Annotated in this window: 23 protein-coding genes; 21 read left to right on the top strand and 2 right to left on the bottom strand. The window is 71.7% G+C overall.

What is annotated here, in order from left to right:
- Nucleotides 1-124: 124 nt before the first annotated feature.
- The 21 genes from tilS to CBF90_RS00015 all read left to right on the top strand — a co-directional run bounded on the left by tilS (nucleotide 125) and on the right by CBF90_RS00015 (nucleotide 18,470).
- On the top strand, nucleotides 125-1,126 hold the full coding sequence (gene tilS / locus CBF90_RS00115; protein ID WP_088379604.1) for a tRNA lysidine(34) synthetase TilS: 1,002 nt from the start codon (nucleotides 125-127) through the stop codon (nucleotides 1,124-1,126).
- Nucleotides 1,127-1,135: 9 nt separating this feature from the next.
- Nucleotides 1,136-1,687, top strand: coding sequence for a hypoxanthine phosphoribosyltransferase (hpt, locus tag CBF90_RS00110; RefSeq protein ID WP_023952935.1), 552 nt, complete (start codon nucleotides 1,136-1,138; stop codon nucleotides 1,685-1,687).
- Between the two features lie 97 nt (nucleotides 1,688-1,784).
- Complete coding sequence (ftsH, locus tag CBF90_RS00105) at nucleotides 1,785-3,800, top strand: ATP-dependent zinc metalloprotease FtsH (protein ID WP_023952934.1); 2,016 nt, start codon at nucleotides 1,785-1,787, stop codon at nucleotides 3,798-3,800.
- 9 nt (nucleotides 3,801-3,809) lie between these two features.
- A complete protein-coding gene (gene folE, locus CBF90_RS00100; protein ID WP_088379603.1) occupies nucleotides 3,810-4,400 on the top strand; it encodes a GTP cyclohydrolase I in 591 nt (196 codons plus the stop codon).
- Nucleotides 4,397-5,224, top strand: coding sequence for a dihydropteroate synthase (gene folP, locus CBF90_RS00095; RefSeq protein ID WP_088379602.1), 828 nt, complete (start codon nucleotides 4,397-4,399; stop codon nucleotides 5,222-5,224). The genes folE and folP overlap by 4 nt, the downstream gene beginning before the upstream one ends.
- Complete coding sequence (gene folB / locus CBF90_RS00090) at nucleotides 5,221-5,589, top strand: dihydroneopterin aldolase (RefSeq protein ID WP_088379852.1); 369 nt, start codon at nucleotides 5,221-5,223, stop codon at nucleotides 5,587-5,589. The genes folP and folB overlap by 4 nt, the downstream gene beginning before the upstream one ends.
- Nucleotides 5,586-6,134, top strand: coding sequence for a 2-amino-4-hydroxy-6-hydroxymethyldihydropteridine diphosphokinase (folK, locus tag CBF90_RS00085; RefSeq protein WP_088379601.1), 549 nt, complete (start codon nucleotides 5,586-5,588; stop codon nucleotides 6,132-6,134). The genes folB and folK overlap by 4 nt, the downstream gene beginning before the upstream one ends.
- Nucleotides 6,131-6,619: a DUF3180 family protein gene (locus CBF90_RS00080; RefSeq protein WP_023952928.1), complete on the top strand. Its 489-nt coding sequence runs from the start codon at nucleotides 6,131-6,133 to the stop codon at nucleotides 6,617-6,619. Before folK ends, CBF90_RS00080 begins: the two co-directional genes overlap by 4 nt.
- Nucleotides 6,567-7,175, top strand: coding sequence for a PH domain-containing protein (locus CBF90_RS00075; protein ID WP_088379600.1), 609 nt, complete (start codon nucleotides 6,567-6,569; stop codon nucleotides 7,173-7,175). Before CBF90_RS00080 ends, CBF90_RS00075 begins: the two co-directional genes overlap by 53 nt.
- Nucleotides 7,172-9,064: a PH domain-containing protein gene (locus CBF90_RS00070; RefSeq protein ID WP_277921427.1), complete on the top strand. Its 1,893-nt coding sequence runs from the start codon at nucleotides 7,172-7,174 to the stop codon at nucleotides 9,062-9,064. The genes CBF90_RS00075 and CBF90_RS00070 overlap by 4 nt, the downstream gene beginning before the upstream one ends.
- Entirely contained in the window at nucleotides 9,061-9,765 is a 705-nt protein-coding gene (locus CBF90_RS00065; protein ID WP_023952922.1) for a DUF2520 domain-containing protein, read from the top strand. Before CBF90_RS00070 ends, CBF90_RS00065 begins: the two co-directional genes overlap by 4 nt.
- Entirely contained in the window at nucleotides 9,762-10,400 is a 639-nt protein-coding gene (locus CBF90_RS00060) for an SUMF1/EgtB/PvdO family nonheme iron enzyme (RefSeq protein ID WP_023952920.1), read from the top strand. Before CBF90_RS00065 ends, CBF90_RS00060 begins: the two co-directional genes overlap by 4 nt.
- Nucleotides 10,401-10,598: 198 nt before the next feature.
- Nucleotides 10,599-12,116, top strand: coding sequence for a lysine--tRNA ligase (lysS, locus tag CBF90_RS00055; protein WP_023952918.1), 1,518 nt, complete (start codon nucleotides 10,599-10,601; stop codon nucleotides 12,114-12,116).
- A gap of 96 nt (nucleotides 12,117-12,212) precedes the next feature.
- Nucleotides 12,213-13,382 carry a DUF4192 family protein gene (locus CBF90_RS00050; protein ID WP_088379599.1) on the top strand — a complete coding sequence of 390 codons (1,170 nt, stop codon included), beginning with the start codon at nucleotides 12,213-12,215 and terminating at the stop codon, nucleotides 13,380-13,382.
- A gap of 5 nt (nucleotides 13,383-13,387) precedes the next feature.
- Nucleotides 13,388-13,579 carry a hypothetical protein gene (locus CBF90_RS00045; protein WP_064956394.1) on the top strand — a complete coding sequence of 64 codons (192 nt, stop codon included), beginning with the start codon at nucleotides 13,388-13,390 and terminating at the stop codon, nucleotides 13,577-13,579.
- A 65-nt stretch (nucleotides 13,580-13,644) separates the two neighbouring features.
- Nucleotides 13,645-15,114, top strand: coding sequence for a cardiolipin synthase (gene cls / locus CBF90_RS00040; protein WP_233494941.1), 1,470 nt, complete (start codon nucleotides 13,645-13,647; stop codon nucleotides 15,112-15,114).
- Nucleotides 15,115-15,174: 60 nt separating this feature from the next.
- Entirely contained in the window at nucleotides 15,175-15,909 is a 735-nt protein-coding gene (locus CBF90_RS00035; RefSeq protein ID WP_088379598.1) for a hypothetical protein, read from the top strand.
- A 171-nt stretch (nucleotides 15,910-16,080) separates the two neighbouring features.
- On the top strand, nucleotides 16,081-16,719 hold the full coding sequence (locus CBF90_RS00030) for a SipW-dependent-type signal peptide-containing protein (protein ID WP_242435539.1): 639 nt from the start codon (nucleotides 16,081-16,083) through the stop codon (nucleotides 16,717-16,719).
- 8 nt (nucleotides 16,720-16,727) lie between these two features.
- Entirely contained in the window at nucleotides 16,728-17,369 is a 642-nt protein-coding gene (locus CBF90_RS00025) for a SipW-dependent-type signal peptide-containing protein (RefSeq protein WP_088379596.1), read from the top strand.
- 7 nt (nucleotides 17,370-17,376) lie between these two features.
- Nucleotides 17,377-18,003 (top strand): S26 family signal peptidase, encoded by a 627-nt coding sequence (locus CBF90_RS00020; RefSeq protein ID WP_197690545.1) that lies wholly within the window; start codon nucleotides 17,377-17,379, stop codon nucleotides 18,001-18,003.
- Nucleotides 18,000-18,470: a hypothetical protein gene (locus CBF90_RS00015; protein WP_088379595.1), complete on the top strand. Its 471-nt coding sequence runs from the start codon at nucleotides 18,000-18,002 to the stop codon at nucleotides 18,468-18,470. The genes CBF90_RS00020 and CBF90_RS00015 overlap by 4 nt, the downstream gene beginning before the upstream one ends.
- Nucleotides 18,471-18,489: 19 nt before the next feature.
- On the opposite strand, the gene CBF90_RS00010 is transcribed toward CBF90_RS00015, so the two are convergent.
- Nucleotides 18,490-19,857, bottom strand: coding sequence for an aminotransferase class V-fold PLP-dependent enzyme (locus tag CBF90_RS00010; protein WP_088379594.1), 1,368 nt, complete (start codon nucleotides 19,855-19,857; stop codon nucleotides 18,490-18,492).
- Nucleotides 19,858-19,925: 68 nt separating this feature from the next.
- A complete protein-coding gene (locus CBF90_RS00005; RefSeq protein ID WP_088379593.1) occupies nucleotides 19,926-21,647 on the bottom strand; it encodes an amidase in 1,722 nt (573 codons plus the stop codon).
- Nucleotides 21,648-21,755 lie beyond the last annotated feature (108 nt).

Genomic DNA, 21,755 nt, shown 5'->3' with positions numbered 1-21,755 from the left:
CCGTCCAGCCTACTTCGCGCCGCTCGCCGTGCCGCATACAGGCTCAGCCCGAGTTTCCCGCCCGAGGCTGCGCCTGCCGAGGCTCTCAGCCCGCCGACGGCACGGGCCCGGTTACCGTAGGGGCGTGCCGTCGCTGAACCCCGCCCTCGCCGAGGTCCGTCGCGCCGTGCGCGCGTCGCTGTCGGCACTGCCCGCGGGCAGCACCGTGATCGTCGCGCTCTCGGGCGGCCCCGACTCGCTGGCCCTCGCCGCCGCGACCGCCTTCGAGGCCCCGAAGCTCGGCCTGCGCGCGGCGTCGGTGACGGTCGACCACGGATTGCAGCCGGGCTCCGACGAGGCCGCGCTCGCCGCCGCCCGCGCCGCCGCGGAGCTCGGTCTCGACCCGCTGGTCGTGAGCGTCGAGGTCGGCACCGCGGGCGGGCCCGAGGCCGCGGCCCGTGAGGCGCGCTACGGCGTGCTGAGGGATGCCGCGCGCGACGCGAACGCCGCCGCCGTGCTGCTGGGCCACACGCTCGACGACCAGGCCGAGACGGTGCTGCTCGGGCTCGCTCGGGGGGCCGGCGCGACGAGCCTCGCGGGCATGGCCCCCGACCGCACCGATGACGATTCGGGCGTGCGCTGGCTTCGCCCGCTGCTCGCGGTCCGCCGAGAGACCACGGTCGCGGCGTGCGCGGCGGCCGGACTCGACCCCTGGCTCGACCCGCACAACCGCGACGACCGCTTCCGGCGGGTGCGGGTCCGCGAGCGTGTGCTGCCCCTCCTCGAGTCCGAGCTCGGTCCGGGCGTGGCCGAGGCGCTGGCCCGCACCGCCGAGCAGCTGCGCGAGGATGCGCAGGCCTTCGACGACATGATCGCCGAGACGATCGAAGACATCGTCGAGCCGGCCGAGGCGGGCATCGCGATCTCTGTCGCGGCGCTCGCGGCGAACCCGCCGGCGCTGCGCCACCGCATCATCCGTCACGTCGTGCAGAGCGAGTTCCACGAGAGCCTGTCGCGCAGCCAGACCCTCGAGGTCGCCCGGCTCGTGACCGACTACTCCGGCCAGGGACCGATCGACCTTCCCGGATGCCGCGCCCGCCGCGTCGGCCGACTCGTCGAGTTCTCGGCGGGCGGGAGCGGCGCCTAAACTCGTCGCATGCGTGCCGCCGAGATCGCCGACCAGCTCACCGACGTCCTCGTCACGGAGGAGGAGATCCAGGCCAAGCTGGCCGAGCTCGCCGCCCGGGTCGAGGCCGACTACGAGGGCAAGGAGCTCATCCTCGTCGGCGTCCTCAAGGGCGCGGTGATGGTCATGGCCGACTTCGCCCGCGCGCTCAAGCGCGACATCACGATGGACTGGATGGCGGTGTCGTCCTACGGCGCGAGCACGAAGTCGAGCGGTGTCGTCCAGATCCGCAAGGACCTCGACGCCGACCTGCACGGCAAGCACGTCCTGATCGTCGAGGACATCATCGACTCGGGCCTCACCCTCAGCTGGCTGCTCGAGAACTTCCAGTCGCGCGGTGCCGAGTCGCTCGAAGTTCTCGCGCTCCTGCGCAAGCCCGAGGCGGCGAAGGTCGAGATCGACTGCCGGTACGTCGGCTTCGACATCCCGAACGACTTCGTCGTGGGCTACGGCCTTGACTACGCGGAGAAGTACCGCAACCTGCGGGATGTCGCCATCCTCGCGCCCCACGTCTACAGCTGAGCGGGCGTCGATCCCTCGTCGGGCGAGCCGGCTCCCGGTACGCCCAAAACGAACGCACAGAGCCCGCATAGTCGTCGCGGGGTAGCCTGATCGCACCATGGACGTCAAGAAAGTCACGCGCAACCCGCTGATGTACGTGTTGCTCATCGGCGCGCTGCTGCTGATCGGCTTCATGCTGATCTCCAGCCTCACCGGTGCGAAGCAGATCACGACCCAGCAGGGCTTCGAGCTGCTCAAGGGCGACACCGTCACGAAGGTGCAGACCACGGACGGCGATCAGCGCGTGGATCTGACGCTCTCGGAGGATTTCGAGGGCTCGAAGCAGGTGCAGTTCTACTACACCTCCGCGCGTGCCGACGAGGTCGTCGCGGCCGTCGACGCGGCGAACCCCGCCGACGGGTACAACGACGTCGTGCCGCGGGCCACGTGGTTCGACGGCTTCCTCTCGCTCATGCTGCCGCTCGTGCTGCTGGGCCTGCTCTTCTGGTTCCTGATGTCGAGCGCGCAGGGCGGCGGCAGCCGCGTCATGCAGTTCGGCAAGTCGAAGGCCAAGCTCGTCACGAAGGAGACCCCGACGGTCACCTTCGGCGACGTGGCCGGCTCCGACGAGGCCATCGAGGAGATGCAGGAGATCAAGGACTTCCTGAAGGACCCGACCAAGTTCCAGGCCGTCGGCGCTCGCATCCCGAAGGGCGTGCTGCTGTACGGCCCTCCCGGAACCGGTAAGACGCTCCTCGCACGCGCTGTCGCGGGCGAGGCCGGCGTCCCGTTCTACTCGATCTCGGGCTCGGACTTCGTCGAGATGTTCGTCGGCGTCGGCGCGAGCCGCGTTCGCGACCTCTTCAAGGAAGCGAAGGAGAACTCGCCCGCCATCATCTTCATCGACGAGATCGACGCCGTCGGCCGCCACCGCGGCGCCGGCATGGGCGGCGGTCACGACGAGCGCGAGCAGACGCTCAACCAGATGCTGGTGGAGATGGACGGCTTCGATCCGAAGGTCTCGGTGCTCGTCATCGCGGCGACGAACCGTCCCGACATCCTCGACCCGGCGCTGCTGCGTCCGGGCCGCTTCGACCGGCAGATCGGCGTCGACGCCCCCGATCTGAAGGGCCGTCAGAAGATCCTCGAGGTGCACGGACGCGGCAAGCCGCTCTCGCCCTCGGTCGACCTCGCCGTCATCGCTCGCAAGACCCCGGGCTTCACCGGTGCCGACCTGGCGAACGTGCTGAACGAGGCCGCGCTGCTGACCGCGCGCTCCAACGCGCAGCTGATCGACATGCGCGCGCTCGACGAGGCGATCGACCGCGTGATCGCCGGTCCGCAGCGCCGCACCCGCGTCATGAAGGACAAGGAGAAGCTCATCACGGCGTACCACGAGGGCGGCCACGCCCTCGCCGCTGCGGCGATGAACCACTCCGACCCGGTCACGAAGGTCACGATCCTTCCGCGCGGCAAGGCGCTCGGGTACACGATGGTGCTGCCGCTCGAAGACAAGTACTCCGTCACGCGCAACGAGCTCCAGGACCAGCTCACCTACGCGATGGGCGGACGCGTCGCCGAGGAGGTCGTGTTCCACGACCCGACGACCGGTGCCTCCAACGACATCGAGAAGGCGACGGGCATCGCCCGCAAGATGGTCACCGAGTACGGGATGACGACCGAGGTTGGCCCCGTGAAGCTCGGGTCGTCGTCGGGCGAGGTGTTCATGGGCCGCGACATGGGTCACGGCCGCGATTTCTCCGAGCGCATCGCCGAGCGCGTCGACGCCGAGGTCCGGCTGCTGATCGAGCAGGCCCACAACGAGGCGTACGAGGTCATCAACGCCAACCGCGACATCCTCGACAAGCTCGCGCTCGCGCTGCTCGAAGAGGAGACCCTCGACCACCTGCAGCTCGCCGAGATCTTCAAGGACATCAAGAAGCTCCCGCCGCGCCCGCAGTGGCTCTCGAGCCAGGACCGCCCGGTGTCGTCCCTGCCCCCGATCGACGTCCCCAAGCGTCGCGAGGAGGCCGGGCTGGCGGCATCCACCGTCGCCGAGACCGAAGCCGAGACCGCCGCCGAGCGGGCTCCGCACCGTCGCCCCTCGGGGCAGGCGCGACCCGCGACCGCGTAGGCTCGGGGCGTGGCCGTCGATCGCGAACGCGTCGCCGCCCTCGTGCGCGACCTGCTCGAGGCGATCGGGGAGGACCCCGACCGTCCCGGGCTGAAGCAGACCCCGCAGCGGGTCGCCGACGCGTACGCCGAGTTCTTCTCGGGAGTCGGTGCCGACGCCGCCGAACCGCTCGCGCACACGATCTCGGTGGCGCGGGGTCCGGCGCCCGACACGCTGCCGTCGGGCGCGGTCATGGTGCGCGGCATCCGGTTCCGTTCGTTCTGCGAGCACCATCTGCTGCCGTTCGCGGGGCACGCCCACATCGCGTACCTGCCGGGCGAGCAGGTCGTCGGGCTCGGCGCGCTGCCGCGCGTGGTCGACACCCTCGCGGCGCGGCCGCAGGTGCAGGAGCGTCTGGGCGAGCAGATCGCCGACACGATCGCGGGTGCGCTCGACGCGCGCGGCGTGCTGGTCGTGCTGGATGCCGCCCACGAGTGCGTCACGATGCGCGGCGGACGTCAGGCGGATGCCTCGACAGTGACCGTCGCCGCCCGCGGCGTCTACACCGAGCCGGCCGAGCGGGCCGAGCTGATCGCCCTGATCTCGGGCGGCGCGGCATGACGACGATCATGGGCATCCTCAACATCACGCCCGACTCGTTCAGCGACGGCGGGCGGTACCTCGATCTCGACGCCGCGATCGGCCACGCTGAGACGCTGCGCCGAGCCGGCGCGCACATCGTCGACGTCGGTGGCGAGTCGACCCGCCCGGGTGCCGAGCGCGTCGACCCCGACCTCGAGCGCGGTCGTGTCGTCCCGGTGATCGAGGCCCTCGCGGCGCGGGGGATCGTCGCGAGCGTCGACACCATGAACGCCGGCACCGCTGCAGCCGCCGTCTCCGCCGGAGCCCGGATCGTCAACGACGTCTCGGGAGGCCTGGCCGATCCCGACATGTTCGCCGCGGTCGCGGCATCCGACGCGGACGTCGTCATCGGACACTGGCGCGGACACTCGACCGATATGTACGCCACCGCCCGCTACGACGACGTCGTCGCGGAAGTGGTCGCCGAGCTCCAGGAGCGCGTGAGCGCGGCAGCCGCGGCCGGTATCGCCCCCTCGCGCATCATCCTCGACCCGGGCATCGGCTTCGGTAAACGCGGCGAACAGAACTGGGCGGTGCTGCACCGCCTCGACCGCATCGTCGGACTCGGCAAGCGTGTGCTCGTCGGCACGAGCCGCAAGGGCTTCCTGCGCGAGGCGATCGGAGACGCCGCCGGCGCGGACACCCCCGGCCCGGACGGCACCGACATCGGCCGTCGCGACCTCGCGACCGCCGTGACGAGCGTGCTGGCCGCCGACGCGGGAGCGTGGGGCGTGCGGGTGCACGACGTCGCGACGACCCGAGACGCGCTGGCGGTGCGCTCGCGGTGGCGGGAGGGCTCATGAGCGATCGGATCACGCTGCGCGGCATCCGGGCCGTCGGGTATCACGGCGTCTACGAGCACGAACGACGCGAGGGTCAGGAGTTCATCGCCGACGTCGAGCTCGACCTGTCGCTGGCCGATGCCGCCGCGAGCGACGACGTCGCCGACACCGTCCACTACGGGGAGCTGGCCGAACAGGTCGCCGCGATCCTGTCGGGAGAGCCGGCGAACCTCGTCGAGACGGTCGCCGACCGCATCGCCCGTGCGGCTCTCGCCTTCGACCGTGTGGATGCCGTCGCCGTGACCGTGCACAAGCCGCAGGCGCCCATCGCGGTGCCGTTCGGCGATGTCAGCGTGACCCTCAGCCGACGACGGGAGAACCGATGAGCCGCCGCCTCGCCCAGGAATCGCCCGAGCCCCGTGCGGCCGAGAACCCCGCCGCGCGCCGAGCCGTCATCGCGATCGGTGCGAACCTCGGCGACCGGGCCGAGACCGTCGCACGCGCGATCGCGGACCTCGACCGGCTGCCGCTGACGCAGGTGGTGCGCGCCGCCGAGCCGATCGAGACGGTCGCGCTGACCCTCGACGGCCCGGATGCCGCGGCCCCCGCCTATCTCAACTCCGTGGCCCTCGTCGAGACCAGGCTCGCCCCCAGCGTGCTGCTCGGCTACCTGCACGCGATCGAGGAGCGTCACGGCCGGGCCCCGCGCTCGGCCGATCAGGCCCGGTGGCAGGATCGCACGCTCGATCTCGACCTCATCGCGCACGGCGACGTCGTGTGCGAGACCCCGACGCTCGTCCTGCCGCATCCGCGTGCGCACGAGCGCGATTTCGTGCTCCGGCCGTGGCTCGCGGTCGACCCCGACGCCGTGCTCCCCGGACGCGGGCGCGTCGACGCGCTGCTGGCGGCTCTGCCCGGGAGCACGCCGTGAGACGCACGTCTCCCGCGACCCTCATCGTGTCGGCGGTGCTCGGCATCGCCGCGGGGTTCGTCATCGACCAGGTGCTCACGGGCGCGGGCCGCGCGACCTTCACCCCGTCGGTCATGCTCCCCGTCCTGTTCGTGCTGCTGGGAGTCTCGGTCATCGCCCTCGCGCTGCCGATCCGCCGGGCGACCCGGGGCCAGGCTCCGCGGGTCGACCCGTTCCGGGCGGTGCGCGTGGCGATGCTCGCGAAGGCGTCGAGCATCGTCGGGGCGCTCGTCGGCGGTGTCGGCGTCGGCCTCCTGCTCTTCCTTCTCACACGGCCGGTGCCGCCGTCAGTAGGCTCGACGGGAGCGGTCGTCGCCGCGATCGTCGGAGCCGTCGTGCTCGTGGCGGCCGGTGTGATCGCAGAACAGCTCTGCACCATTCGGAAGGACGACGATGACGACCAGCCCGGACCACCCGAGCCCGACGCCACTCCCTCCCACCACTGACGCTGCGGAGCCGGGTGCGATCGACGCCACCCTCGACGCCGGCACCTACGACGGCATCCGCGAGCCGCGTGGTGCCGGGAGGCTCGCCCTCGAGCACGGCGTCTGGCACCAGATCTCGCGCAAGTACCTCGCCGTCCAGCTCATCAGCAACGGGTTCATCCTGGCGATCATCGTCGCCGTGATGCTCGTGCTGCTCCTGGTGGCCGATCAGTCGTGGGCGCTCATCCCGGGCGTCATCCTCATCGTGCTCACCGTCGCAGGCATGGCCATCCTGCCGCGCCAGGTGCGCTCGATCGGCTACCAGCTCCGCGAGGACGACCTCGTCTTCCGTCGCGGCATCCTGTGGCAGCGCATGGTGGCCGTGCCGTACGGGCGGATGCAGCTCGTCGACATCACGCACGGGCCCCTCGACCGCGGATTCGGCATCGCGCAGCTGAAGTTCGTCACCGCCGCTGCAGCGACGGGCGTCGTGATCCCGGGCCTCACGCAGCAGGCCGCCGAGGCGCTGCGCGACCACCTCATGTCGGTGGCGGAATCGCGGCGGACCGGGCTGTGAGCGACTCCGTTCCGAGCCCGCCCCCGGCCGACGCGACCGTCTCCGCGCCGCCGTCCGAGCTCGTCCGCTCGCCGCTGAGCGACGGCGAGTGGCATCGGCTGCATCCGCTGACGCCGCTGCTGCGCGGCGGCCTGGCGCTGCTCGTGGTGCTCGGCATCGTCGTCGCGAACATGCGCGACCGGCTCATCAGCATCTTCGTGCCGGCGCTCGCGCCCGATGCGCCCATCGACGAGTGGGAGGAGTACGAGGCCGCCGGCGACCCCATCGGGTGGGTGCTGGCGAACAACCTCCTGCTGATCGCCCTGCTCGTCACCGTCGGCGTGCTCGCGCTCATCATCGGGGCGTTCTATCTGTCGTGGCGCTTCCACACGTTCCGCATCACCGACGACGACGTCGAGGTGCGCAGCGGCATCCTCTCGCGCACGCAGCGCCGCGCACCGCTCGACCGGGTGCAGGGCGTCAACCTCACCCGCCCCGCGGTCGCGCGGCTTCTGGGGGCGGCGAAGCTCGAGATCGTGGGTGCGGGCGCCGACGCGAACGTCAAGCTCGAGTACCTCTCGACCGGTAATGCCGAGACGATCCGCGCCGACATCCTGCGGCTGGCCTCGGGGCAGCGCCTCGCCGAGCAGCGCGCGGCCGCGGCGGCCGCCGGGGGAGGACGCGTCGCCGTCGCCGACACCGTCGCACGCGGCATCACCGGTCTCATCGAAGGCGACGATGCGGATGCCGCCGAGCCCGAGTCCGTCGTGCGCATCCCGCCCGGGCGACTCATCGGGTCGCAGCTCGCCAGCTGGGGCACCGTTGTGATCCTCGCGGGCGCCACCGCGCTCGCGATCGCCCTGTCGCAGGGCGTGTTCTGGGTGCTCTTCGCCTACTTCCCGGCACTGCTCGGTTTCGGGGCGTACTGGGTGCGGACGATCGTGAAGTCGTTGCGCTACTCCATCGCGCCGACGCGTGACGGCGTACGCGTGACGTTCGGCCTGCTCACGACCGTGTCGGAGATCCTGCCTCCCGGACGCATCCACGCCGTGGAGATCACGCAGTCCATCCTCTGGCGCGGGTTCGGGTGGTGGACGGTTCGGATCAACCGCATGACCGGCCGAAGCGCCTCCGACACGACGACCGACCAGTTCACCACGGTCCTTCCCGTCGGCACGCTCGCCGACGTCGAGCGGGTGCTCGGCCTCATCCTGCCGTCGGCCAGCGAGGAGGAGCGCGCGGCGATCATCCGCGACGGTGTGCTCGGCGGCTCGTCCGCCGGGGGATACGTCACGACGCCGCGGCGCGCACGCATCGTGCGTCTGCTGTCGTGGCGCCGGAACGGTCTTGCGATCAACGGCGACCTGCTGATGCTGCGGCGCGGGCTGATCTGGCGCATGCTCGCGGTGCTGCCGCTCGCGCGGCTGCAGTCGGTCGCGCTGCACCAGGGGCCGGTCTCACGCGCGCTGCGGGTCGCGACGCTGCGCGCTCACACGGTCTCGGGGCCGGTGCTCACCGCGGTCGCGGGCATCGATCGCGACGACGCGATCGCGGCGTTCGAGCGCGTCGCCCGGGTGGCCGTCGCCGCGGCGGCATCCGACCGCTCGCACCGCTGGGCGGAGACGACGGATGCCGACGGACCGACGGATGCCGACGCGCTGTCGGATGCCGTCGCGCTGATGGATGCCGTCGAGCCGGTGCCGCCCGTTCCGGCGCAGAGCCCGAGTGCCGGCCCGAGCCCCGTGCCGCCCCCGCCGAGCGCGACGGAGCTTCCGCCGGGCGCTGTGCCGCCCCCGCCCTATGCGCCTCCGTTCGTGCCTCCCGTGGAGCAGACGCCTCCCGCGGAGCAGACGCCGCCGGCGGGGCAGACGCCGCCGGCGGGGCAGACGCCTCCGGAGGGTGGGCGATGACCGCGAACTCGCGCCTGGGGGTCGGCATTATCGGCGCCGGCCGGGTGGGGCCCGTGATCGGCGCGGCGCTCGCGGGTGCCGGTCATGCGCTGACCGGCGTCACCGCGGGTTCCGATCGGGAACGCGTCGACGCGGTCATCCCGGGGGTGCCGGTGCTCGACGCCGACGAGGTCGTGCGCCGCAGCGAGCTCGTCGTCATCGCGGTGCCGCACGACGAGCTCGGCCCGCTGGTCAGCGGCCTCGCCGAGCTCGGTGCCTGGCAGGTCGGGCAGCTCGTGCTGCACACCGATCCCGGGCACGGGCTCGACGTGCTGGCGCCCGCGGCCGCGCGAGGCGCCATCCCGCTCGCGGTGCACCCGGCGATCGCGTTCACCGGGTCGACCCTCGACCTCCGCCAGCTCACGGGCGCCTACGCCGCGGTGACCGCGCCGGCAGCCGTCCTGCCGATCGGGCAGGCGCTCGCCGTCGAGCTGGGCTGCGAGCCCGTCGTCGTCGCCGACGCCGACCGCCCGGCCTACGGCGAGGCGATCGCGACCGCGACGCAGTTCGCCGCCTCGATCGTCCAGCAGTCGGCCGCGTTGCTCGAGGACGCCGGAGTCGACGCCCCGGGGCGCTTCCTCTCGACGCTCGTGCACTCGACGGTCGACCGTGCGCTCACCGCCGCGGGCCGGGGCGCGGACCCCGACGACGAACTGCTGTGAGCGACGTCGAGCTCGCCCGCATCCCGGCCGGAGAGCTGCCCGTCGCCGGCGCAGGGCGGGGGCCGCGGGTCGCCTCCTTCGAGATCGGCGTCTATCCCGTGACCGAAGAGCAGCTCGGGGAGGTGCTCGGGATCACCGCCGCGCATCCCCGTCGCCCGGCCGTCGCGGTGTCGTGGCTTCGGGCCGTGCGCTTCTGCAACGCGCTGTCGGAGTGGGAGGGGCTCGATTCCGCCTACGCCGTCGACGGCGACGAGGTGCACTGGTACGACGACGCCGACGGGTACCGGCTGCCGACGGAGCGCGAGTGGGAGTACGCCTGCCGCGCGGGTTCGGCGGCGGCGCACTACGGCCCGCTCGCCGAGATCGCCTGGACCGCGGCCGACAACCTCTCGTCGCCGCAGAACGTGGGCGGGCGGCATCCGAACCTCTTCGGCCTGTTCGACATGCTCGGAAACGTCTCGGAGTGGTGCTGGGACCTCTTCGCCCCCGACACTGGGTCGCGCGACCGGGTGTTCCGGGGCGGTGGGTTCGCCGACGCCGCGACATCCGTGCGGGCGGGCACGCGCCGCGGGGCCCGCCCCGACAGCGCGCACGACGACATCGGCCTGCGCGTCGCCCGCGGTCCCGTCGCGTAGCCGGCCGGCTCGGCGCTGCCGGCGGCGTGCTGGGTGCACATTCGTCGGACCGGCGGTGCTGGAGTCGTGCCGCGGCGCCGCCGAGGCGACACCAGCACCAGTGGTCCGACGGCTGTATCGCCGAGCACCGGTGTATCGCCGAGCAGCCGTGGCGCGCTCGGTAGACTGGCACGTCGAATCCCGAGGAGTTTTTCTGCCATGAGCGACGCGCCCGTGCCCCCCGTCGACGACGCCGACGACGTCATCGAGCAGAAGGCCGTGCGCCTCGCCAAGCGCGAGCGGCTGCTGAGCGAACGAGCGGATGCCGCGGGCGGCGCCTATCCCGTCGCCGTGGCCGTCACCGACACCATCCCGGCGCTGCGCGAGCGCTTCGCCGACCTCGAGGCGGGCGCCGAGACCGGCGTGACCGCGTCGGTCGCGGGACGCGTCGTGTTCAGCCGCAACACCGGCAAGCTCTGCTTCGCGTCGCTGCAGTCGGGCGACGGCAGCCGCATCCAGGCCATGGTCTCGCTCGCCGAGGTCGGCGACGAGTCGCTGCAGGCGTGGAAGGAGCTCGTCGACCTGGGCGACCACGTCTCGGTCACGGGCCAGGTCATCTCCAGCCGCCGCGGCGAGCTGTCGATCATGGTGTCCGCGTGGCAGATCGCGTCGAAGGCGCTGCTGCCGCTGCCGAACCTGCACTCCGAGCTGAGCGAGGAGAGCCGCGTGCGCTCGCGCTTCCTCGACCTCATCGTGCGCGACACCGCGCGCGAGACGGTCGTGGCCCGAGCGAAGGTCAACGCTTCGCTGCGTCGCACGTTCGACGAGCACGGCTTCCTCGAGGTCGAGACCCCGATGCTGCAGGTGCAGCACGGTGGTGCCGCCGCGCGCCCGTTCATCACGCACTCGAACGCCTTCGACACGGAGCTGTACCTGCGCATCGCGCCCGAGCTGTTCCTCAAGCGCGCCGTCGTGGGCGGGATCGACCGCGTGTTCGAGATCAACCGGAACTTCCGCAACGAGGGCGCCGACTCGACCCACAGCCCCGAGTTCGCGATGCTCGAGGCCTACCAGGCGTACAGCGACTACAACGGCATCGCCGATCTGACGCAGGAGCTCATCCAGAACGCGGCGATCGCCGTCGCGGGATCGACGACCGTCACGTGGGCCGACGGCACCGAGTTCGATCTCGGCGGCGAATGGGACCGCATCTCGATGTACGACTCGCTCTCGGCCGCCGCGGGGCGCGAGATCACGCCCGCCACCTCGCTCGAGGAGCTTCAGACGCTCGCCGCCGAGGTGGGCGTCGTCGTGCCCGAGAAGGTCGCGACGCACGGCAAGCTCGTCGAAGAGCTCTGGGAGCACTTCGTCAAGGGCGGGCTCGAGCGCCCGACCTTCGTGATGGACTTCCCTGTCGACACGTCGCCGCTCGTCCGCGAGCACCGCACGATCGCGGGCGTCGTGGAGAAGTGGGACCTCTACGTCCGCGGCTTCGAGCTGGCGACCGGCTACTCCGAGCTCGTCGACCCGGTCATCCAGCGCGAGCGTTTCGTCGAGCAGGCCAAGCTCGCCGCTCGCGGCGACGACGAGGCGATGCGCGTCGACGAGGAGTTCTTGCGGGCGCTCGAGCACGGGATGCCGCCCACCGGCGGCATGGGCATGGGCATCGACCGCCTGCTCATGGCGATCACGGGCCTCGGCATCCGCGAGACGATCCTCTTCCCGCTGGTCAAGTAACCGCCGATTCCTGCGAGGCCGCGAGGTCCGTCCGGGTTTCCACATCCCGTCCCGCTCGCGCTCTGCACCGCCTCGCCCGGCGCCAGCCTGGTCTGCATGACCACGACTGTTGGCGCCGCGGATGCCGCGCACTTCCTCTCCCTCGTTCCTCATCTGCTCGGCTTCGTCCCGAGCCGAAGCCTCATCGTGGTGCCTTTCGCGGGGTCGCGGAGCCTCGGCGCGATGCGCGTCGACCTGCCGACCGGCGCGCTCGGCGACCTCGACAGTGCCGCTGCGACGATCGTCGGGATGGTGTGCCGCATTCCGGACGCCGATGCCCTGACAGCGATCGCGTACGTCCCGGAGTCGGCGGCTGACGGGCTGCCAGGGGTGCCCGTCCTGGCGGCGGTCAGCCGGGCGGCCGACGTCTGCGGTGTGCGGGTCGTCGACCTGCTGACCGTCGCGACCGACGGCTGGGGGTCGCACCTCGATTCGTCGTGCCCGACGGGCGGCCGGTCTCTCGACGAGATCGAGCGGGCCGCTGCGCGGCACCCCGGTCCGGGCCCCGATCCCGCGATCGACAGCGATCACGCATCGGGCGCCGTTCTGCCGCGTCGCAGCGCCGCAGAACGGCGCGCGGTGGGCGGCGCGCTCCGCTCGCTCGAGACGGCGCTCGCGGTGGTGTGCGGCATCCCGCGGGTGGGCGGTGGCCGCCGGCATACGCGCGAGTCGGGGGCGGAGGGCGGCGGTGTCGACCCCGCCGCACTCGAGGCGGCGTGCGAGCTCGACGCCCCGCCGCGACTGTTCGAGCGGGTGCTCGGGGGCGATCCCGCCGAGCTCGACCCTCTCGTCGTGGCGCTGCTGGTCTGGTGCCTGTCACGACCGTCGCTGCGCGATGTCGCCCTCGTGCAGTGGGCGACGGATGCCGACCGCGGCGAGGACGCCCTCGAAGCCCAGCGACGGTGGGAGCGAGGTGAGGAGTATCCGGAACGGCTCGGGCGCATCATGTGGGGCGACGGCGACAGACCCGACCCCGACCGCCTGCTCGCCGCGCTCGCGGTGGTGCGAGAGGTCGCCGCACTGGCCCCGCGTCGATTGCGGCCGGGACCGCTCGCGCTGTGCGCATGGCTCGCCTGGGCGCTGGGGCGATCCACGCACGCCGCGTCGTACGCCGAGCGGGCGCTCGAGATCGACCCCGATCACGGGCTCGCCGAGATCCTGATGTCGTTCGCGCAGATCGGCCACCTGCCCGACTGGGCCTTTCATCAGCGGGGACACGTACGATAGGGGGCATGGACGAATACGTGAGCGCGGTCATCTGGTCGCTGCTGCCGACCCTCGTGGTCTCGGTGCTCTTCGTCTTCGTCCTCCGCGGCATCTTGCGCATGGATCGCACCGAGCGCCGGGCGTACGCGAAGATCGAGGCCGAGGAGCGTGCGGCCCGTGGGCTCGCCGCTCCCGCGCCCGACAGCTCCGCCCCCTGAACCCGTGGGATGAGCGGTCGCGCCCGATACGCTGATTCCGAGGAGATCGGAGGGGCGGCGTGACGATCGAGTTCACCGCGTTCGAGTTCCCCGGTTGGTGGCTCGTCCTGGTCTTCATCGCCGACCTCGTCATCCGCATCACGGCGATCATCGTCGTGCCCCGCAACCGGCGCCCCACGGCCGCGATGGCGTGGCTGCTCGCGATCTACTTCATCCCGTTCGTCGGCGTGCTGCTGTTCCTTCTGATCGGCAATCCCCGTCTGCCGCGAAAGCGGCGCCGGATGCAGCGCGAGATCAACCAGTACATCCGCGAGACCAGTGAGGGGCTCGACTTCGGCACTCTGCGTCCCGACGCCCCCGCGTGGTTCACCTCGGTCGTCACGCTCAACCGCAACCTCGGCGCGATGCCGCTCGCGGGCGACAACGGCGCCGAGATCATCTCCGACTACGAGGAGAGCATCCGCCGCATGGCGGAGGAGGTCCGCAAAGCCGAGCGGTACGTGCACGTGGAGTTCTACATCCTCCAGTCCGACGAGACGACCGACGTCTTCTTCGCCGCGCTCGAAGAGGTCGCCGCGCGCGGTGTGACCGTGCGCGTGCTCCTGGACTACTGGGCCAACCGCGGCAAGCCGAACTATCGCGCCACGGTGAAGCGCCTCACGGCGATGGGCGCGGACTGGCACCACATGCTCCCGGTGCAGCCGCTTCGCGGCAAATACCAGCGGCCCGACCTGCGCAACCACCGCAAGCTCATCGTCGTGGACGGGCGGGTGGCGTTCACCGGGTCGCAGAACATGACCGACTCGACCTACAACCTGAAGAAGAACATCAAGCGCGGCCTGCACTGGGTCGACCTGATGGTGCGGGTGCAGGGCCCCGTGGTGGCGAGCATCGACGCGGTGTTCCTCTCGGACTGGTACAGCGAGACCGGCTCGGCGCCCTCCGAAGACGTGGGTCTGTTCGAGCTCGAGAGCGGGCCGGGCGACCTGGACTGCCAGATCGTCCCGTCCGGGCCCGGATTCGAGTTCCAGAACAACCTCAAGCTGTTCACCGCCCTGCTGTTCGCGGCGCAGAAGCGCGTCATCATCGTGAGCCCGTACTTCGTGCCCGACGAGGGGCTGCTGCTGGCGGTGCAGACGGCCTGCCAGCGCGGCCTGCAGGTCGAGCTGTTCGTCTCGGAAGAGGGCGACCAGGCGATGGTCTACCACGCCCAGCGCAGCTACTACGAAGCGCTGCTGCGGGCGGGCGTGAAGATCTGGATGTATCGCAAGCCCTACATCCTGCATACGAAGAGCCTGACGATCGACGACGATGTGGCCATCATCGGCTCGAGCAACATGGACATGCGGTCGTTCGGTCTGAACCTCGAGATCTCCATGCTCGTGCGCGGCGAGGAGTTCATCGCCCAGCTGCGTCAGGTTGAAGACCAGTACCGGTCGCTCTCGCGTGAGCTCACCCTCGAGGAGTGGATGAAGCAGCCGCTCCGGTCGACGGTGCTCGACAACCTCGCGCGCTTGACCTCCGCGCTGCAGTGATCGGGTTCTGAGACGATGCGCGGCGACGCGACACTTTCGGGATGACGGAAGGATGAGACCATGACGACGACACGCACGACCGCGGCATCCGCTCTGCTGCTCCTCTCGGCGCTCGCGCTCGCAGGCTGCGCCACGACCCCCGGCGGGGCCGCGCCCGGCGACACGGGTGCCAGCGGGTCGGATACCGGCTCGGCGGCGCCGTCGCAGGACGCCGATGTCGAGGCGGCGTGGCTCGACAGCGGCCGTGCTGTCGGCCTCGTGACGTACGGCAGCTCCTCGTGTCAGCCCGTCGTCGGCGAGGTGACGGCGTCGGGACAGACGGTCACCGTCGAGCTCACCGACCCCGAGGGCACGGCCTGCACGCGCGACTACGTTCCGCGCGCGTCGTACGTCGGGCTGCCGGCGGGCGTCGACCCCACCCAGGACGTCGACATCGTCGTGACCGGCGGATACACCGGCGACGCCGATCTGGACGGGGTCGCCGGGCTCGAGGGGCCGACGGGCGAGGTGACCGGTGACATGGTGCCGAGCGCCGGCTGGTTCGATGACGCGGGCCTCGTGCTGCTCACCTGGGGTTCGTCGAGCTGCCCGCCCGTGTTCGAGACCGTGGCGCTCGACGGTGACGCGGTGCGCGCCACCGAGGCCGCCGGAGCGGCCGATCAGGTCTGCACGATGGACTACGCGCCCCGGCTGAGCGTGCTCGGGGTCGACGGCGTCTCGGACGACGCTCGTCCGGGCGAGATCGTGCTGGTGTCGCCCGCGGGCGACGAGCAGCGCATCGCCGTCATCGGCTGACGCTGAGTTCGGGGCGCGGGTCTCAGTAGTCGGCGAACCCGGCTACTGAGGGATGCCGAGGATGAATCCCGGTGTACTGGTCTCGGCGCGGAAGCCTCTCGGACCTGCACATTCCGCGGCTACAGTCCTCAGGATCTGAACCGTCCGCGTCGCGCCCGAGGAGCCCCGCCCATGACATCCGCACCCGCATCAGCAGAACCATCCCGGGCGGATGCGTCCCCCGACCCGCAGCGCCGCCGGCGGATGGCGCTGGCGCTCGCCGCGGGCGGCCTGGTCCTCGGGGTCGGTGCGATCGTCACGCTCGCTGTCTGGAACGACTCGGAGTTCGCCACGGGAACGTTCGGCGCTGGGTCGTTCGACCTCGAGGGCAGCACCGACGGGACGACGTTCACGAGCGATGCCGCCGCACCGGGTAAGACCCTCACCTTCACGCTCGACGCCGACGCCCTCGCCCCCGATGACGTGGCCTACGCGCCGTTCGCCGTGCAGCTGTCGGGCACCTCGACGAACGAGGCCGCCGTCTCTGTCGAGAACGTCATCGGCGGAGCCATCGGCGACGACCTCACGTACTCGCTTTTCGTCGAGGACGACTTCGGCGTGACGTGTTCGGCAGCCACCCCGCCCACGGGCACGGAGGTCGTCGCAGACCGTGCCGCCGACGCGACCGGAACCGTCGACGTCTTCGACCTCACCGCCGCCGGGACCCCGGTGAACCTCTGCTTCGTGGTCACTGCCGGTGCGATCGAGCAGGGCGAAGCCGGGACGATCACGTGGGAGTTCGCGGGTACCTCGGGCGACACGCTGCCCTGATTCCGCGGATGCAGACGAGAGGGGATGCGCGACGCCGGTGGCGGCGCCGACGCGTCCTGGCGGTCCTCGCGGCGGGAAGCGTGCTCGGGGTGGGCACGGCATCGACGATCGCCGCCTGGACCGACAGTGAGGTGGCCACCGGGTCGTTCGTCGCGAGCGTCTTCGACACGCAGTCGCAGACGGCTGGCTCTCCGACCTATGCGAGTCACGCGACGGCACCGAACGCGGCGACCCTGACCTTCTCGGGTGGTGCGCTCTCACCGGGTGCCCTCGCTCAGGCCTGGATCAACGTGCGCACGTCGCCCGCCTCGACCGTCGGGGGCACGATCTCGCTGACATCCGCGACCGCGACCGGCGGGCTGACGCCGGCACTCGAGTACCGCGCAGTCCGGCTGAGTGCCGCAGTCCCCACCGCGACCTGCAATGCCGCCGCGTTCACGTCGGGCACCCCCGTCTTCGTCGCGGGCAGCGCCTCGACCTACATTCCGGTGACCACGGTTCCCGGCACCATCGTCGCGAACCCGATCGACGCCGCGGGGGCGCAGCTCGGTTTCTGCGTCGAAGTCCGCATCCAGCCCGGTGCGGCCAACTCCTTCCAGGGAACCTCCGGAACGGTGACGTGGACGTTCACGGGAACATCGGCGAGCTGAGATCCGTATGACATCGCCGACCACGGTGACGAAGCTGACGAAGCCGACGAAGCCGGCGACCCGCGCCGAAGCCCGGACGGCGCGGGTCGTGACCCCACGACGGCGGCCCCTCTCGCGCGTCGGTGACGCGATGCTCGTGCTCGCTGCGGCAACAGGAGCGCTCTGCATCGCGCTGACGATCGCGGCGGCCGTGTTCGACATCCGGGTGACGCTGTTCAGCACCGGCTCGATGTCGCCGACGATCCCCGCCGGTGCGGCGGCCGTCGCTCGCGGCATCCCGGCGTCCGAGGTCCGCGTGGGTGACGTCGTGACCGTCGAGCGCGCGGGCAAGCTGCCGATCACGCACCGGGTGACAAGTGTCGTCGCGGTTCCGGACGGTGACCCCGAGGCGCGTCGGATCACGATGCGCGGCGACGCGAATGTCGTCGAGGATCCGTTCCCCTACGACGTGGAGTGCGTTCGGATCGTGATGTTCTCGGTTCCGGGCATCGCGCCGCTCATCGCCGGCGTGGGGACGCCGCCCGTCATGGCCGGGGTGACCGGGGCTGCGACGGTGCTCGTCGTGGCGATCTTCTGGCCGCGGCGAGACCGGGGAGACCGGTCGCGGCGGCGTAGGCCGAGGGGGCGCGCGTGAGCTCCCCGCGGCCTCGGAGCCGTGCCTGGTTCGTCGCCGCGGGGCTCGCGCTCGCCGGGTGCGTCGCCGTCGGGCTGATCGCACCGGTGGAGACGGATGCGGCCTGGGTCGACGCCGAGGTCGCCGCCTCGACGAGCCTCTCGGCCGTGACCGTGACATCGCCCGGTGCGGTGCGGTGCGTGCAATCCGGGCTGCTCGTTCCCGCGGTCGTCGGGTGGAACACGGCACCGGTGGGCGGCAATATCACCGGGTACCGGTGGACGCTCGTGGGCTCTTCCAACCGCTCCGGCACGCTTCCGGCCACGGCCACGTCGGTATCGCTCGCGCCGAGCCTCGTCGAGCTCGGCTCGTCGGTCTTCACCCTGTACGCCGTTGGCCCCGGCGGGTGGGAGCGTGCCGCCACCAACACCGCGCAGATCGGCTTCCTCTCCGTCGCGCTCGGCCTCACGTCGTCCTGCGCGACGTGATGAGGCCCCATCGCGTCGATCAGGCCATCGTGTCGAGGATGCCGGTCAGGTCGTCGTACGTCGTGCGGGGGTTGAGGATCGCGAACCGGGCGTTCGTCCGTCCCGTGTGACTGCTCGGGGTGACGAACGCGTGCTGACGCTCCAGCAGATCCGACGACCAGCGCGCATAGTCGGACCGCTCCCACCCGACCCGCTCGAAGACGACGACACCGAGCTGAGGTCGGCGCACCAGTGTGAGCTCCGGGCGGCGTTCGATCTCGGCGGCGATGCGCTCGGCGAGCTCGATCGACCGCGTGATCGCGTCGCGGTACACGTCGGTGCCATAGGTTGCGAGCGAGAACCACAGCGGAAGGCCGCGCGGCCGGCGCGTGAGGTGCACGGCGTAGTCGGACGGGCTCCAGTCGGAGGTCTCGGTCAGCGTGTCGAGGTACTCGGCGTGCTGCGTGTGCGCCCGTCGCCCGAGCTCGGGGTCGCGGTAGATCAGCGCGCACGCGTCGAACGGCGCGAACAGCCACTTGTGGGGGTCGACGATGACCGAGTCGGCGTTCTCCACACCGGCGAAGCGGTGGCGCGCGATCGGGGAGAGCATCGCCGCGAGGCCGTAAGCGCCGTCGACGTGCAGCCACACGCCGTGCTCGCGCGTGACAGCCGATACGAAGGCGATGTCGTCGACGATGCCGAAGTTCGTCGACCCGGCGGTCGCGACGACGGCGAAGACGCTCTCGCCGTGCTCCGCGAGTGCGGCGCGCACCGCCTCGCCCCGCAGCACGCCGTCATCGGCCACGGGTACCGCGACGACGTCGACGTCCATGACGCGGGCCGCCGACGCGATCGAGGAATGCGCCTCGGCGCCGCAGACCACGCGCCAGCGGTCGGGACGGATGCCGCGCCCGCGGGCGGTCTCGCGTGCGGCGACGAGCGCCGAGAGGTTGCCGAGCGTGCCGCCCTGCACGAAGACACCACCGGCGCTCGCGGGCAGCCCGAACTCGTCGGCGAGCCAGCGCAGCACCTCGTTCTCGGCGTGCACCGCTCCGGCGCCCTCGAGCCACGACCCGCCGTAGAGCGCGCTCGCCGAGACGACGAGATCGAACGCCGCGGCGGCCTTCGACGGGGCGCTCGGGATGAAGGAAAGGTAGCGGGGGTCGTCGGTCGAGATGCACGACGGCGCGAGGATGTGCTCGAAGACGCCGATGGCCTTGCGTGCGCCGATACCGCCCGCGTCGATCGTCCGCCCGGCCAGGCGCCGCAGTTCGGAGGGTGGCAGGGGCTTGTCGAGCGGGGTGTCCTCGGCGAGGAGCCGGCCGCGCGAATACTCCAGCACGAGATCGACGATCGCGCGCGTCTCATCGGTGACGTCGTGCATGCGGGCGGGGAAGCGCTCGGTCATGGGTCCTCCTTGCGTCGAGGGTAGTTCCGTCGGGGCGGTGCGGGACAGGTCGGTGCCCGGCGGATGGATCAGGTCAGCGGCGGAGTCCGCGGCGGTGCGACCCGCCGCGGAGCGATCGCCTCGACGGCCGTCCCGAGCCGCAGCAGCGCGCTGTCGTCGTACGCGCGCCCGGCGATCGTCAGGCCGACCGGCATCCCGATGTCGGGGAGGAGTCCCATCGGAACCGTCACCGTCGGGATGCCCAGGTGGCGGATGGCGAGATTGCCGTTGGCGATCCACGTGCCGTTGCGCCAGCCGAGATCGGCCGACGCGGAGTTGACGTCCATGTCGGCGGGTGCGACATCGGCGACGGCGGGGAAGGCGACGGCGTCGAGGCCCGCGACATCCATCCACTCCTCGAAGTCGACCGCCCGGGTCTCTTCGAGCCCGCGGAGCCCGGCCTCGAGATGCGGGATGTCGGTGAGCGCGGCGCGCGGGTGCGCGCGGACCCAGTCGGGATACCCGGCGATGTCGTCGTCGAATCCGTCGTAGCGGTCGGGCAGGGCGCCGTCGGGATGCGGGAAGATCCGTGCTCCGTCGACGCGCGCGAGGCCGGGGAAGGCGGGGTCGCCGTTGGCCCGGAGGAAGTCGTCCCAGGCCCAGGCCGACAGATCGACGATCTCGCGGCGCAGGTACTCGGGGCTCACGCGACCGTTCGTCGCGATGGACCCCGCGCCGGGCCGGTCGTTCTCGTAGCGCGACACGACGGGGAAGTCGGTCTCGACGACCTCGGCTCCGGCTGCCTCGAGCTCAGCGCGAAGCGACCGCCACAGCGCGATCACGCTTGGCCGCGTCTCGATGCGTCGCCCGGTCGGCCCGCCGATGCCGGGGGAGTCGGCGGTGCCGGCATCCGGATCGGCGCCGATGTACATGCGCGGAATGCCGATGCGTCGGCCGGCCAGCACCGCGCGGGCGTCGGCGGGGCCCGTGACCGCGAGGTCGCGGTAGGTCTGCGGGCGGACGGCCGAGGCGGCCGGGATCTCGACCCAGGGCTGCACCCGCCAGAAGTCGCCGTGAGGGTCGGGATCGTCGGCGACGACGACATCGAGCACGGCGAGCAGATCGGCCATCGTCCGGGTGTGGGGGACGACGACATCCATCGTCGGGACGAGCGGCCAGTTGCCGCGCACCGAGATCACGCCGCGCGACGGGGTGTAGGCGCAGAGGGCGTTGTGCGAGGCCGGTCCGCGCCCACTCGACCACGTCTCCTCGCCGAGCCCGAACGCGGCGAAGCTCGCTGCGGTGGCCGTCCCCGAGCCGTTCGACGATCCCGACGCGAACGGGGCGGTCAGATAGTCGGCGTTGTACGGGCTCTCGGCCCGCCCGTAGAGACCGCGCTGCATGCCGCCGTTGGCCATCGGGGGCATGTTGGTCAGCCCGAGGCAGATGGCGCCGGCATCCCGCAGCCGCTCGATCGTGAAGGCGTCGCGCTGGGCGACGAGGTCGGCGAACGCGGGGCTTCCGGCGGCCGCGGTCAGGCCGCGCACGAGGTAGCTGTCCTTCGCGGTGTAGGGGATGCCGTCGAGCGGGCCGCGGCTCTCGCCGCGCGCGCGACGCTCATCGGATGCGCGGGCTTCGGCGAGGGCATCGGGGTTTCGGACCACGATCGCGTTGAGCGCGGTGGCGGTATCCGGGCCGTCGTAAGCGTCGATGCGCGCGAGGTACGCCTCGACGAGCCCGACCGCGGTGGTCTCACCGCGCGCGAGCGCCGCGTCCAGCTCGCTGATGGAGGCCTCCCAGACCTCGATCACCGGTCTGTCCCCGTCGCGCCCACCGTCGAGTCGCCAGGAAGTGCGGATGCGGCGGGGGCGGCATCCGCAGAGTGTGGCGAGTCGACGGGGGGCGCGACGGGGACAGAC

The sequence above is a fragment of the Microbacterium sp. AISO3 genome (genome assembly GCF_002204305.1).
GTDB lineage: Bacteria > Actinomycetota > Actinomycetes > Actinomycetales > Microbacteriaceae > Microbacterium > Microbacterium arborescens.
The sequence above is the reverse complement of the archived record's forward strand: the minus strand, read 5'-3'. Positions and strand labels throughout refer to the sequence as shown.